We start from the raw sequence: 12,617 nt of genomic DNA on the forward strand, positions 1-12,617 counted from the left end.
AGGTTCGGCTTTACTGGCATAAAGAACGACAAATATCTGGCACTAAAGGGCAAAGTGCAGAATAAAAAATTATAGCTATCCGGTGCGACGGACATAAAAAAAGCCGTCACAGGGACGGCTTAACGGGCAATCGGGTCTGATCAGTGCAGCACGGAGTGCACGCTGGTCACCGGCACATGCTCTTCCTCTTCACCAATCATCAGCAGATTGTTAGCAAACGCCTCAAGGATCACCATTGAGATCTGCTCTTCACTCTGTTTCATAAAGTGAGAGAACTGACCAAAGGTTAACCCTGCGGTGATGGTCATTGACTGACAGACAATCAGCTTCGGCAGGTTATCATCCTGAATGTCGATGAACGCTTTCACCGTCAGCGAACTGGCATTAATTTGCGACAGGTCGCCTACCAAAGGAATCAGCGCCGTGGGCTTCACTTCAGCCAGCGCCGAAAACAGAATGACGTTGTCGACCAGATCGATTTTGGCGTCAAACACCCCGTCGAAGTTTTGCATATGCGGCAGATGTAGTGCCTGACAGGCATCGCATTCGAACCAGGTGATATTTTGCTGATCCAGCCAGCGACGCAACAGGTCGATATCCGGAACGACAAGAGAATCCATCGTAAAATCCCATGGGGTGATAAACAGGCGACTTAGCTTACGGAAAAATGCGCGTCGATGCCACGAAAACCGCTGAAAAGCGCGTGTCAGCCCGCGGTTTTAGGACGGAGCCCGGGGATAGCCTGCTGCTCAATCCAGCCAATCATCAGCCCGGCAATGTCCAGACCGCTGCTGGTTTCGATCCCTTCGAGACCCGGCGAGGCATTGACCTCCATCACCAGCGGACCCCGAGCGGCACGCAGGATATCGACCCCGGCGACGTCCAGCCCCAGCGTGGTCGCCGCTTTGACGGCAATCTGCCGCTCCTGCTCAGTGATAGTGACCGGATACGCCTTGCCGCCACGGTGCAGATTGGAGCGAAAGTCGCCCTCTTTTGCCACCCGCTCAATCGCCGCCACGACCTGATTGCCAATCACCAGACAGCGAATATCACGGCCGCCCGCCTCTTTGATGAACTCCTGCACCAGAATATGGGCATTCAGACCGCGAAACGCATCGATAACGCTTTCCGCCGCCTGGCGCGTTTCGGCCAGCACTACGCCGATGCCCTGGGTGCCTTCCACCAGTTTGACCACCAGCGGCGCGCCGCCGACCATGGCGATCAGATCCTCGGTATCGTCCGGCGAGGAAGCAAAGCCGGTGACCGGCATATCGATTCCCTCGCGCGCCAGCAGCTGCAGCGATCGCAGCTTGTCACGTGCGCGGGTGATCGCCGCCGACTCATTCAGCGGGTAACTGCCGCTCATCTCAAACTGACGCAGCACCGCCGTACCGTAAAAGGTGGTCAGAGAGCCGATGCGCGGAATGACCGCATCAAAGTGGCCGAGCGGTTCACCGCAGTAGTGCACGGCGGGCGAGGCGGGATTGATGTTCATGTAGCAGGAGAGCGGATCGATGATTTGCACCTGATGGCCACGGCCTTCGGCCGCCTCACGCAGCCGCCGGCTGGAGTAAAGCGTTTCATCGCGCGACAGAATGGCTATTTTCATCGTCCGTTCTCCGCCGTTAGCTTAGCGCGTTGCCCAGCCCTGCTGATGCAGATAATCCAGCATAAACGGGCGCGTTTCTTTGATAATCAGGCGCTGAATCAGTTCGCTCCAGGTTTCGCTGCGCTGGTTGCTGTCACGGTGCTGATAGTAAAGCTCGGTGCGGCTGTCATAGTCCGCCAGTACCGCCGGATCGAGCGGCTGGTAGCGGTTTTCATGCACCAGCATTGCGTGCGGCATGCGCGGTTTCACATCCGGACGGGTTTCAGGATGGCCCAGGCAAAAACCAAACAGCGGCAACACAAATTTTGGCAGGCCGAGCAGAGTGGTTACCTCGGCGATGTTGTTACGGATACCGCCAATGAACACCCCACCCAGATCCAGCGATTCGGCCGCCACCATGGCATTCTGCGCCATCAGCGCGGTATCGACACAGCCGAGCAGCAGCTGTTCAGCGCGGCCCAGCTGGGCATCCGGACAGATCTGCAGGTGACGATTAAAGTCAGCGCAGAACACCCAGAACTCGGGTGCATCTGCCACCCACGACTGACCGCCGGTCAGGGTGACCAACTGGTCGCGCAGCGCACGGTCAGTGATACGAATAATAGAAGAGCACTGTAAAAAACTGGATGTGGACGCCGATTGCGCCGCATTAATAATCGCTTCACGCTGCGCCTCGCTGACGGGCTGGTCGGTGAAGGCGCGAACAGAGCGGTGGCTGCACAGTAAATCAATGGTCGGTGTCATAAAGTCTCCAGCAACATTAACTTTTTTTGTCAGTGTGATTAAACAACTGCGGCGCGATCGCTTTTGCGGTGCGCCACATTAATAGCCAGGCGGCGGGCAGCATCAAAACAATACCCGCGATAAACAGCCCGGTCGCCAGCGTCCTGACGTCCAGCGTGCCGGGCGCGGGCAGCCAGCGGTTCACCAGCAGCAGTGCGGCCAGAATCATCAGGCCGCCAAGCGCTTCCAGCACCAACACGGTGCGGGGTAATCTGGCGACATTCTGCATCGTCCTCTCCTGCCTTAGCCGGTTATTGAGCGTCAATTATGGTTAACAACCCGCAAATTGCCCACCGTTCAGGGTGAGCCACGGACAGAAAAAACGCCGCCCGGCTGATAACAAGGTTCCAGCCGCTATAGGTGGCGGGCATCAGACTAACAGGCAAATCCTGCTTCCTTTAAGCGATACGAGCGGGCATCATGATTGCCATTCTCAGTTTTATTGTGTGATGTAGATCACGCACCACGCTGCAAGGAGTTCTTCATGATTGCTGTAATTTTTGGTCGTCCGGGCTGCCCATATTGTGTCCGTGCTAAAGAGCTGGCGGATAAACTCACTGCTGAGCGTGATGATTTTAGCTATCAGTATGTGGATATTCAGGCAGAAGGCATTACTAAAGCCGATCTGGAAGCCAGCGCCGGTAAGCCAGTCACCACCGTGCCGCAGATTTTCCTGGATGATAAACACGTCGGCGGCTACACCGAATTCGCCGCATGGACCAAAGAAAACCTGGGCTTTGTCGCTTAATTAGCGGTTGCAGGCTGGGTAATGAAAAAGGCGAGACGCGGTTACCGGTCTCGCCTTTTTGCTGGGCAGCGTCTGACTGTTTCTCAGCCCCGGCCCTTTATGCCGGGCCGGGGCCGCTTTAGTTCAGCGAGGCCATCACTATCTGCATCAGGCGCACCAACAGCGCGCCGCAGCCAGCCCAGAACATGGCGCTCACGCTCCAGGCGACCACAAACAGCCCGCTGGCATGGACCAGCAGCGTATTATTTAACAGCAGCACGGCCACCAGGGTGCCCCACAGCGCCATCAGCAAGGTACTTTTTAACGGACTTTCCACCTGCATCAAGGCCATCACGATACCAGGCAGCATAAACAGCAGCAGTTCAGGCTGACCATGCAACGGGCCAGGACCGGTTTGCCAGAAGTGGCAGGTAAAAACAAACACCAGACTATAAAGCACCACCCCACACAGGCGGATCGTCCAGAGATAAGAACGCTGCGGCATAACACCTCACTGACTAAAAATTACCCGGATAAAACTTGCCTGTATCCCTGCTGCGTTCAGGTGGAAATAAAAAGAAACAGTTCGTTTTGATAACGAATGAAATTAGCCAATGGCTGAGGAAGATTTTTCTGATTAGAATAGCCGCCGTTACACCGGTCGCATTTGCAACACTGATACAACGCACCCCCGACGGCTTGCTCAAGATAGCGAAAAACAAGCCTCTCTTCAACAAGTTACACGTAAACAAGAAGTTAAACAGTGAATATTAACGTCGCAGAATTGTTAAGTGGAAATGACGTTTTGTTATTATTTGTCGTTTTGGCGCTCGGGCTCTGCCTGGGGAAATTGCGTCTTGGCTCGGTTCAGCTGGGAAATTCGATCGGCGTATTAGTGGTTTCCCTGTTATTAGGCCAGCAGCACTTTACGATCAATACCGACGCATTAAGTCTCGGCTTTATGCTGTTTATTTTTTGTGTTGGCGTCGAGGCCGGTCCCAACTTTTTCTCGATATTCTTTCGCGACGGCAAAAACTATTTCATGCTCGCTATCGTGATGGTGGTCAGCGCGCTGATTATGGCACTGGGGCTCGGTAAGCTGTTTGGCTGGGATATCGGCCTGACGGCGGGCATGCTGGCGGGCTCAATGACCTCAACGCCGGTGCTGGTCGGTGCCGGCGATACGCTACGGCAAAGTATCAGCGACAGCAAACAGCTGGGATTGATGCAGGATCAGCTCAGTCTCGGCTATGCCGTGACCTATCTGATTGGCCTGGTCAGCCTGATCTTTGGCGCGCGTTACCTGCCGCGCCTGCAGCATCAGGATCTGCCCACCTGCGCGCAGCAGATCGCTCGCGAGCGCGGGCTGGATGCTGACAGCCAGCGCAAGGTGTTTTTACCGGTGATCCGTGCTTACCGCGTCGGCCCGGAACTGGTGGCGTGGAGCGGCGGCAAAAACCTGCGTGAACTCGGTATCTATCGCCAGACCGGCTGCTACATTGAGCGCATCCGCCGTAACGGTATTCTCGCCAGCCCGGATGGCGATGCGGTACTGCAACTCGGCGACGACATCTCACTGGTCGGTTATCCCGATGCGCACGCCCGTCTCGACCCCAGCTTCCGTAACGGCAAAGAGGTGTTTGACCGCGATCTGCTGGATATGCGAATTGTGACCGAAGAGATTGTGGTGAAAAACCACAATGCAGTGAACAAACGGCTCAGCAAACTTAATCTCACCGATCATGGCTGCTTCCTTAACCGGGTGATTCGCAGCCAGATTGAGATGCCGATTGACGACAGCATCATGCTGAATAAAGGCGATGTATTGCAGGTCAGCGGCGAAGCGCGACGGGTTAAAAGCGTGGCGGATCGCATTGGCTTTATCGCTATTCACAGCCAGATGACCGACCTGCTGGCCTTCTGCGCCTTCTTCATCGTCGGCCTGATGATTGGTCTGATTACCTTTCAGTTCAGCAACTTTAGTTTTGGCCTCGGTAACGCTGCCGGCCTGCTGTTTGCCGGCATTATGCTCGGCTTCCTGCGCGCCAACCATCCGACCTTTGGCTACATCCCTCAGGGCGCACTCACCATGGTGAAAGAGTTCGGGCTGATGGTGTTTATGGCCGGCGTGGGGCTGAGCGCTGGCAGCGGTATCAATCACGGCGTCAGCAGTGAGGGTGCGCTGATGCTGCTGTGTGGACTACTGGTCAGCCTGATCCCGGTGATTATCTGCTATCTGTTTGGTGCCTACGTACTGCGAATGAACCGCGCGTTACTGTTCGGGGCCATCATGGGTGCCCGCACCTGCGCGCCAGCGATGGAGATTATCAGTGACACCGCACGCAGCAATATTCCGGCGCTGGGCTACGCCGGAACTTACGCCATTGCTAACGTGCTGTTGACGCTGGCGGGTACGCTGATCGTGATTATCTGGCCGCTTTTGCCCTTATAAAATTTTTTTGTATACGTCCAGAACTTTTTTGTTAAGGGGTAGTCTGAATAAGTGCCACTGCTTTTCTTTGAAATCCCCAAATTGTGGAGCCCGCTGGTCTTTTTCCCGGCGGGTTTTTTTATGCCCTTTTTTCCGCCATGACGCCCCCACTCCGGATTAAAGCGCGGCCGTCCGGCTGTCAAACTTAAACAGTCAGGCAACCCATAAGCAGATTAAGAGCCTTGCTATGGACGAAACCCAGGGTAAAAAGCAGGATAGTGCGCCGGTGCTGTTAGCAATTTGTGCTGAATATTTTGGTTAGCGCGTTGTCGCTGACGTTTGATTTGCCGCTGTAGTCAGTCTGTGTCTGCCCGTGCGGGTAGCGTAGCCGTTGACTGGCGGCCTGTTTGCAGAGGAATGTCCCCCATAATGGAAGAGTTAAACCGCTCATTGTTTATCGCCATCAATGCCACGCCTGCGTCACCCGCCTGGCTGCTGCAACTGGCAACCTTTATCGCCAAAGATCTGATTGCCATCGTGCCGCTGTTAATCGTCGCGCTGTGGCTGTGGGGACCACGCGACCAGGTCTCTTCACAGCGGGTGCTGGTGCTAAAAACCGGCATGGCCTTACTGTATGCGCTGGCGATTTCCTGGTGTGTCGGCCAGCTGTTACCGCACCCTCGCCCGTTCGCGATTGGACTCGGCCATCAGTTCCTGCACCACGCAGCGGATGATTCCTACCCCAGCGATCACGGCACCACTATCTTCACCTTTGCGCTGGCCTTTATTTTCTGGCATCGCCTGTGGTCAGGGGTGATTCTGATGCTGGCCGGTATCGCCATCGCCTGGTCGCGCATCTACCTTGGCGTCCACTGGCCAATGGATATGCTGGGCGGTTTCCTGGTTGGCTTACTGAGCTGTCTGGCCTCCCATCTGGCCTGGCAGATCTACGGCGAGCGGATGCTGGCGGTGATTAATCCGCTCTACCGATCGCTGTTTGCCCTGCCGATTCGTAAAGGCTGGACTCAGGATTAAAAAGAAGGGACGCCGCGGCGTCCCTTCTTTTTATCAGAATTATGAGAACCACTTCCCGAACCAGCCGTTGAATTTCATCATTACGAAATCCACCATCCGGCTGAAGAAGCCTCCTTCCGGCACCTCCTGTAATACCACCAGCGGACGCTGGTCGACGGTTTTGCCATCCAGCTGGAAATCAATGGTGCCCACCACCTGATTCTTCTTCAGTGGCGCTTCGAGCTGCGGCGAATTGAGCTTAAAGCTCGCCTTCAGATTTTTCATCTGCCCTTTCGGGATGGTCAGCGCGGCATCTTTCGACACGCCAAGGTTGACCTGACTCTTATCGCCAAACCAGACCCGCTGCTGCGCAAACGGCGCGTCGGCCTTAATCGGCGTCACGGTTTCATAGAAGCGGAAGCCCCAGGTGAGCAATTTTTCGCTTTCGCGGAAGCGAATCGCATCGCTGGCAGTACCCAGCACTACCGAAATCAGTCGCATATCGCCTTCGGTTGCCGAGGCCACCAGGTTATTACCGGCACCGGAGGTGTGGCCGGTTTTGACGCCATCTACCTTAAGATTGGTGCTCCACAGCAGACGGTTACGGTTCATCTGGCGGATTTTATTGAAGGTGAACTCTTTCTCTTTATTCAGCGCATACTCTTCCGGTACGTCGCGAATCAGCGCCTGGGCAATTAACGCCATATCCCGCGCCGTGCTGTACTGTCCCTCAGCATCCAGCCCGTGAACCGTCATAAAGTGGGTGTTCTGTAACCCCAGCGCTTTAACGTAGTTGTTCATCAGGCCGATAAACGAGTCCTGGCTGCCCGCCACGTAATCCGCCAGCGCAATACAGGCGTCGTTACCGGACTGGATCACAATGCCCTTGTTCAGCTCATGGACCGGAATACGGTCACCCGGTTTTAAAAACATCAGCGACGAACCGCGCAGCTTAGGGTTGCCGGTCGCCCAGGCATCCTGCCCTACCGTAACCAGATCGTCCGGCTTAATTTTGCCGGCTTTGATCGCCTGACCCACCACGTAGCTGGTCATCATTTTGGTCAGACTGGCGGGATCGAGACGCTGATCGGCGTTCGACTCGGCCAGCACTTTGCCGCTGGCATAATCCATCAGTATCCAGGCTTTGGCATCAATGCCAGGCGCGGCAGGTGCCTGTTCAGCAAAAGCGCCGATCGGGGCGATAAGAAGTAAAGAGGTGGCAGCGAGTAGCCGCAGGCGAGAAGCAACGCGAGTGTTTGTCATGGGCTTGACCGGATTGTCCTTGTTAAATCGGGATTCTGGAGGCAGAAAACCTCCACTCAGAACGCTAACCGTTGGAGGCAGCGAAAAAAACCGCCGAATCGTAAAGTTTTTTAGAGTTTAGTAGAGTAACCCTGGCATCCCCAACGCGCGCGTGCCAGTTTCGCCCCGTGCTGTCGCCACCAAAAATGCGTGCAATTCCGATTTTTCGCAGAACAGTTAAGCCGGTCACAATTATCAGCTAACCTGAAAGCCAGTCAGCCGAGGAGACCGACCATGGACTTAGCCCTATTTGATCTGGATGAGACGCTTATTAGTGAAGACAGCACTGGCCTGTGGTTACGCTGGCTGGTATCGCAGGGCTTCGCCCCCCGCGAGCTGATCGACCAGGAACAGGCCCTGATGGCGCAGTATTATGCCGGCACGCTATCGATTGAAGAGTACATGAATACCACCCTGGCCCCGCTGGCGGGCATGGCAACCCTGACCGTTGAAGGCTGGGTCCGTCGCTTTATTCATCGCGACATTATGCCGCGCGTCTATCCTGCTGCACGTGAGCGTATCGAGTGGCACCAGGCGCGTGGCGACAAGGTGATGATTATCTCCGCCAGCGGCGAGCATCTGGTACTGCCGATTGCCGAAAAGCTGGGTGCCTGCGGAGCGCTGGCGATAGGCGTCGAGATCGTCGATCAGCGCTACAGCGGTAAAACCTACGGCACCATGACCTACAAGGAAGGCAAAGTGACGCGACTGGGCGACTGGAAAGCGCTACAGCAGGGTGAAGCCTTCGGTCACACCTGGGCCTACAGCGATTCGATGAACGACCTGCCGTTACTGGAACAGGCCGATCACGCGCATGTGATTAATCCTGACAAACTGCTGCACCAGGAGGCATTAAACCGGGGATGGCAGGTCTGCCACTGGGCTCGCTAAGCTAGCCGCGGGACGCAGTGGCGTCCTGCGCTAACCCGACTTTCAGCAATTTGCCGTTGGCTTCATCGGTCAGCACATAGAGATAGCCATCCGGCCCCTGACGCACATCGCGAATACGTGCGTTCTGATCGCCGAGCAGACGCTGCTCTTCAACGGCCTTCTCCCCGTTTACGCTCAGCCGGATCAGGTTTTTCTCTTTCAGCGCGCCGATAAACAGCGAATTTTTCCACTGCGGGAAGCGGGCACTGTTATAAAACGCCATGCCGCTGATGGCGGGCGAATCTTTCCAGTAATAGACCGGCTGTTCGGTTCCGGCTACATGACTCCCTTTCGATTCCGGTACTTTGTCGCCACTGTAATCAATACCGTAGGTCGCCAGCGGCCAGCCGTAGTTTTTACCTTTACCGATGATGTTGACCTCGTCACCGCCACGCGGACCATGCTCGCTTTCCCACATCGTTCCGGTCCACGGATTAAGCGCCAGGCCCTGCGGATTACGCAGGCCATAAGCCCAGATCTCCGGGCGCGCCCCGCTCTGCTTCACAAACGGATTATCGTCAGGCACGCCGCCATCCGCATTCAGCCGCAGCAGTTTGCCCTGCAGCTTATCGAGATGCTGCGCTGTGCTGCTGGCAAAGTTATCGCCAAACGCGATCCACAGAAAACCCTGCTTATCGAATGCCAGGCGGGTGCCGATATTATTGCCGCTGGAGAGCATAGGCGTCTGGCGAATCACCACGCGGAAATCGCGCAGTTGCCGGTTATCCTCGCTCAGCGTCCCGACACCCACCACCGCACCGGCCTTCCCGCTGCTATTGGCTTCGGTATAGCTCAGCCAGACGCGTCGGCTGCTGGTGAAATCGGGTGCCAGTACCACGTCCAGCAAGCCGCTCTGGCGCTGTGCCCAGACCGGCGGCACGCCAGAAATCGGCTGTGACAAGCCACCCTGCGGGGTCCAGCTGCGCAACTGACCGCTGCGTTCCGTAATCAGCAGAGTCTGGTTGTCGGGCAGAAACGCCACGGACCATGGATGTTGTAACTTATCCTGCAATAGCTGGACCTGTACCTGTGGTTCTGCGGCCAGCAGCGGCGTGGCACACAGTAGCGAACCACTGAACAACAACGCGTGAGCGAAACGAGCCATAGCGATCTCCTGACGGGATGGGATGCCCTTAAGCGTAGTCAGCCACTCTGCGGTGATGTTGAGGATTTACAAAAGATTAAACAGGGCGACGCCCTGAAGATGTGGGGAACAGGCTACCAGCAATGCCAGCCGTAGCCCGGTTTTCGTTTCATCTTCGGAGACACAGGGAACACTTCACGAGGCAAGCAGCATCAACCCTGAATCATGGGTCCGTAGCTGAAACCGGGTTGCTCTCACTGAACAGCCCTGGGCGAGCCTGAGAGATTTCCACTAACCGCAGGTCAGTAAATCATCATCTTATGCCGGTATGTGTGTGGACAAGATGATAAGGAGTTCATCCGGCAATCACTGTCTTAAGGCCCGCGAACAGTGCCTGAGGATGTTATTCGCCAGGGTCAGGCAGGAATCCGCCGCAACGTCACCCTGTTTACCCGACATCACAGCTATAACTTTTTTTCAGCCTGATAACCCAGCCATTACGTTACGACTGTGCTCAGCGGGGCCAGCAGGTTCACTACCCGTCGCCTTCCAGCCAGTCGGCTGGCACTGAGGATAGCGGGCGGCAAATGACAGGTATAAAAAAACCCGACGGGTGAGATCGGGTTTTATTAGTTTTCCGGTATCAGCTTAACGCTCTGACCGGCGAAAAACGGTCCGCATCTGGCGCGTTTAATTTTTGCTGTTACCGCTGATAAATTCATCATAAATCTGACCTTCCTTACCCAACCGTTCGGCAGGTTTTAGTGTCGGATTTGGGCCAGCTCGTCTGCTGAGAGGCCGGTCATTTTCATGACGGTGTTACGGTCAATGCCGTTCTGCAGCATAGTGCGGGCAATTTTCAGCGTGGCTTCGCGCTCGCCTTCGGTACGGCCTTCCTGCTTACCAAGCTGAATGCCTTTCTCAATACCTTTTTCAATACCTTTCTCGATGCCCTTCTGCTCCAGCTGCTGTGCGATGGTCATAAGTGCCTCTCCGTATTGCGGCACACGCTGTGCCAGTTCGCGAACAAAGGCTTCGGAGTCAGCTGACTCGCCTGCCTGCAGTAAATAGTGTATCAGCGCTGTTACCTGGGGTGAAGAAAGATAATCCGCCATCAGTAACGTGGCCAGACGATCGGTCAGGCTGGCGATGTCTCGCTGATGAATATGCTTTTGTAACAGCGTCAGCGCCGCCATGCTGCGGTGTTCCATAATCTCATCGTCCGGAATGACCGTTACATCGACCAGGGGAAAGGCGCTGTTGTAGAGACTTTCCGCCAGCACCGGATCACTGAATTCATCGAGCCAGCGCGTTGAGTACGGATACGGACTGCGCTTGCCGGTATAAAACAGGACCGGTATCACCAGTGGCAGCGTTTTATGACCAGCCTCAAGATGCCGCTGCATAGCAGCCACAGCGTAACGCAGGAGCCTGAACGCCATATGCCTGTCCGGAGTGGATTGATGTTCAATCAGCACATGAATGTACCCGTCGCCGGCAGTCGTCTTCAGGCTGTAGAGAACGTCGCTAAAGTACTGGCGCAGATCGTCTTCAACGAACGAGCCGGATTCCAGCTTCAGAGTACTGAGGTCACAGATAGCACGCAGTTCTGCGGGCAGGTGCAGTTCCATAAAGTCACGGGCAATATCCGGCTGGGTGAGAAACTGCCGGAAAGTGGCATCGTGAGGCGTAGGCGTGCTGTTCTTTTTTTTCATCGTTCCTGACTCTGACAATCACCGGTGCAGGGTACCACAGACCCGATCCAACACCACCGCAGCGGTGACCGGACCAAATGCCAGACCGAGGGAGGAACAGGGTCGGACGGCCTTTTCAACGTCAGTTCGGTAAGCCGGTGATCGGCAGCAGCATAAATGATGACGGTGATCCCCGCTCACACGGGGAACAGGCGCGCTGACGGCCGTTTAAAAGCCGAATACCAGCCGTTAAACTCGCCGGGTCACGGCGCGTTAAAGCTTACCGTGTCACGCACCATGATATTGATACCCGGCTTCAGGTCTTCAAAAGTGATCGGCGTATTGCTGTTGCTGACCGTTTTGCCAAACGCTTTGCGCACTACCCGGATCAACGGTTTCCCGGTCACCGCGTCACTGGCTTCTATTTCCAGAAACAGCTCGCTGTTCTGGGTACGGTGTCCCGACGCCGCCATGGTGGTCGCCACCACCGCCGCAACCGGCACCACCTCGTAGAATTGCACGCCTTCATTCTCTGCAGATACAGCCGTGATGGCGGCCCGCACTTTCAGGGTGTGCGGCGTAGCCTGATTAGTCAGCGGCCGACGGGTGGCGATCGCGCCTTTTAACTGAATGTCGGTATAGCTCAGCACCTGATCCAGCGTTTGCTGGCTGACACGTGCGGTAGGATGGGCTGCCGGATAGTAGACCAGCGGGGTATAGAGCACATCTTTATACTGACTACTTTTGTAATCGGGCGATATCCAGCGCAGGGTCGGTTGACCGCTGGCCGACTCAGTCGGCTGCAACTGGCTGTAATCGCTTAAGAAACCAGAGTATTGCTGCTTCTCTGTGACGTGAGAAGTGCAACCGCTGAGCAGCAGGGCAGAGACCGCCAGCAGAGCAGCAACAGATGTTTTACGCATTATCAACTCGCTTATGTCGGAAAGGTTTAAGCAAGCATAGATAAGCCTGACGGGAAATGCTGAAAAATAAGTGTGCTTCTAATGGGTTATGTGCGCGGGGCCGGAATAACCCGCTGCAGC

At 55.6% G+C, this 12,617-nt stretch carries 14 protein-coding genes; 4 read left to right on the top strand and 10 right to left on the bottom strand.

Features of this window, described 5'->3' with window-relative positions; all coding sequences use genetic code 11:
- Positions 1-140: 140 nt before the first annotated feature.
- The 4 genes from FHW04_RS01475 to FHW04_RS01490 form a co-directional block, all read right to left on the bottom strand.
- Positions 141-620, bottom strand: coding sequence for a YbjN domain-containing protein (locus tag FHW04_RS01475; protein ID WP_031377003.1), 480 nt, complete (start codon positions 618-620; stop codon positions 141-143).
- Positions 621-706: 86 nt separating this feature from the next.
- Positions 707-1,609 (bottom strand): 30S ribosomal protein S6--L-glutamate ligase, encoded by a 903-nt coding sequence (rimK, locus tag FHW04_RS01480; protein ID WP_046288422.1) that lies wholly within the window; start codon positions 1,607-1,609, stop codon positions 707-709.
- 21 nt (positions 1,610-1,630) lie between these two features.
- Positions 1,631-2,353: an oxygen-insensitive NADPH nitroreductase gene (gene nfsA / locus FHW04_RS01485; protein ID WP_031377004.1), complete on the bottom strand. Its 723-nt coding sequence runs from the start codon at positions 2,351-2,353 to the stop codon at positions 1,631-1,633.
- A gap of 16 nt (positions 2,354-2,369) precedes the next feature.
- Entirely contained in the window at positions 2,370-2,621 is a 252-nt protein-coding gene (locus tag FHW04_RS01490) for a DUF1418 family protein (RefSeq protein WP_089561103.1), read from the bottom strand.
- A gap of 255 nt (positions 2,622-2,876) precedes the next feature.
- On the opposite strand from FHW04_RS01490, the gene FHW04_RS01495 reads away from it, so the two are divergent.
- The gene (locus tag FHW04_RS01495; protein ID WP_031377006.1) at positions 2,877-3,140 is read left to right on the top strand and encodes a GrxA family glutaredoxin; all 264 of its coding nucleotides are present in this window, start codon (positions 2,877-2,879) and stop codon (positions 3,138-3,140) included.
- Positions 3,141-3,258: 118 nt separating this feature from the next.
- Here FHW04_RS01495 and ybjM read toward each other — a convergent pair whose 3' ends face one another.
- The gene (ybjM, locus tag FHW04_RS01500) at positions 3,259-3,624 is read right to left on the bottom strand and encodes an inner membrane protein YbjM (RefSeq protein WP_046288423.1); all 366 of its coding nucleotides are present in this window, start codon (positions 3,622-3,624) and stop codon (positions 3,259-3,261) included.
- Between the two features lie 258 nt (positions 3,625-3,882).
- Here ybjM and FHW04_RS01505 point away from each other — a divergent pair, with 258 nt between their 5' ends.
- Both FHW04_RS01505 and ybjG read left to right on the top strand, forming a co-directional pair.
- Positions 3,883-5,571, top strand: a complete 1,689-nt coding sequence (locus tag FHW04_RS01505) for an aspartate:alanine antiporter (RefSeq protein WP_046288424.1) — start codon at positions 3,883-3,885, stop codon at positions 5,569-5,571.
- 408 nt (positions 5,572-5,979) lie between these two features.
- Positions 5,980-6,585 (top strand): undecaprenyl-diphosphate phosphatase, encoded by a 606-nt coding sequence (gene ybjG, locus FHW04_RS01510; RefSeq protein WP_031377009.1) that lies wholly within the window; start codon positions 5,980-5,982, stop codon positions 6,583-6,585.
- A 39-nt stretch (positions 6,586-6,624) separates the two neighbouring features.
- On the opposite strand, the gene FHW04_RS01515 is transcribed toward ybjG, so the two are convergent.
- The gene (locus FHW04_RS01515; protein WP_031377010.1) at positions 6,625-7,827 is read right to left on the bottom strand and encodes a serine hydrolase; all 1,203 of its coding nucleotides are present in this window, start codon (positions 7,825-7,827) and stop codon (positions 6,625-6,627) included.
- Positions 7,828-8,100: 273 nt separating this feature from the next.
- Here FHW04_RS01515 and FHW04_RS01520 point away from each other — a divergent pair, with 273 nt between their 5' ends.
- Positions 8,101-8,757: an HAD family hydrolase gene (locus FHW04_RS01520; RefSeq protein WP_031377011.1), complete on the top strand. Its 657-nt coding sequence runs from the start codon at positions 8,101-8,103 to the stop codon at positions 8,755-8,757.
- 1 nt (position 8,758) lies between these two features.
- Here FHW04_RS01520 and FHW04_RS01525 read toward each other — a convergent pair whose 3' ends face one another.
- From FHW04_RS01525 to FHW04_RS01540, 4 genes are all read right to left on the bottom strand, one after another.
- The gene (locus FHW04_RS01525) at positions 8,759-9,901 is read right to left on the bottom strand and encodes a PQQ-dependent sugar dehydrogenase (RefSeq protein ID WP_089561105.1); all 1,143 of its coding nucleotides are present in this window, start codon (positions 9,899-9,901) and stop codon (positions 8,759-8,761) included.
- Between the two features lie 740 nt (positions 9,902-10,641).
- A complete protein-coding gene (locus FHW04_RS01530; protein WP_094106246.1) occupies positions 10,642-11,595 on the bottom strand; it encodes an Rpn family recombination-promoting nuclease/putative transposase in 954 nt (317 codons plus the stop codon).
- A complete protein-coding gene (locus FHW04_RS01535) occupies positions 11,592-11,765 on the bottom strand; it encodes an Hha/YmoA family nucleoid-associated regulatory protein (protein ID WP_122983603.1) in 174 nt (57 codons plus the stop codon). The genes FHW04_RS01530 and FHW04_RS01535 overlap by 4 nt, the downstream gene beginning before the upstream one ends.
- A 72-nt stretch (positions 11,766-11,837) precedes the next feature.
- On the bottom strand, positions 11,838-12,497 hold the full coding sequence (locus FHW04_RS01540; RefSeq protein ID WP_031377014.1) for a DUF3313 domain-containing protein: 660 nt from the start codon (positions 12,495-12,497) through the stop codon (positions 11,838-11,840).
- Positions 12,498-12,617: the final 120 nt, after the last annotated feature.

Origin of the sequence: Pantoea sp. AN62 (assembly GCF_050432985.1) — a bacterium.
Taxonomy (GTDB): domain Bacteria; phylum Pseudomonadota; class Gammaproteobacteria; order Enterobacterales; family Enterobacteriaceae; genus Pantoea; species Pantoea brenneri.

Bases quoted from the DNA above. Each gene is read 5' to 3' on its own strand.
- FHW04_RS01475 (WP_031377003.1), bottom strand. From the start codon at position 620: ATGGATTCTCTTGTCGTTCCGGATATCGACCTGTTGCGTCGCTGGCTG.
- rimK (WP_046288422.1), bottom strand. From the start codon at position 1,609: ATGAAAATAGCCATTCTGTCGCGCGATGAAACGCTTTACTCCAGCCGG.
- nfsA (WP_031377004.1), bottom strand. From the start codon at position 2,353: ATGACACCGACCATTGATTTACTGTGCAGCCACCGCTCTGTTCGCGCC.
- FHW04_RS01490 (WP_089561103.1), bottom strand. From the start codon at position 2,621: ATGCAGAATGTCGCCAGATTACCCCGCACCGTGTTGGTGCTGGAAGCG.
- FHW04_RS01495 (WP_031377006.1), top strand. From the start codon at position 2,877: ATGATTGCTGTAATTTTTGGTCGTCCGGGCTGCCCATATTGTGTCCGT.
- ybjM (WP_046288423.1), bottom strand. From the start codon at position 3,624: ATGCCGCAGCGTTCTTATCTCTGGACGATCCGCCTGTGTGGGGTGGTG.
- ybjG (WP_031377009.1), top strand. From the start codon at position 5,980: ATGGAAGAGTTAAACCGCTCATTGTTTATCGCCATCAATGCCACGCCT.
- FHW04_RS01515 (WP_031377010.1), bottom strand. From the start codon at position 7,827: ATGACAAACACTCGCGTTGCTTCTCGCCTGCGGCTACTCGCTGCCACC.
- FHW04_RS01520 (WP_031377011.1), top strand. From the start codon at position 8,101: ATGGACTTAGCCCTATTTGATCTGGATGAGACGCTTATTAGTGAAGAC.
- FHW04_RS01525 (WP_089561105.1), bottom strand. From the start codon at position 9,901: ATGGCTCGTTTCGCTCACGCGTTGTTGTTCAGTGGTTCGCTACTGTGT.
- FHW04_RS01530 (WP_094106246.1), bottom strand. From the start codon at position 11,595: ATGAAAAAAAAGAACAGCACGCCTACGCCTCACGATGCCACTTTCCGG.
- FHW04_RS01540 (WP_031377014.1), bottom strand. From the start codon at position 12,497: ATGCGTAAAACATCTGTTGCTGCTCTGCTGGCGGTCTCTGCCCTGCTG.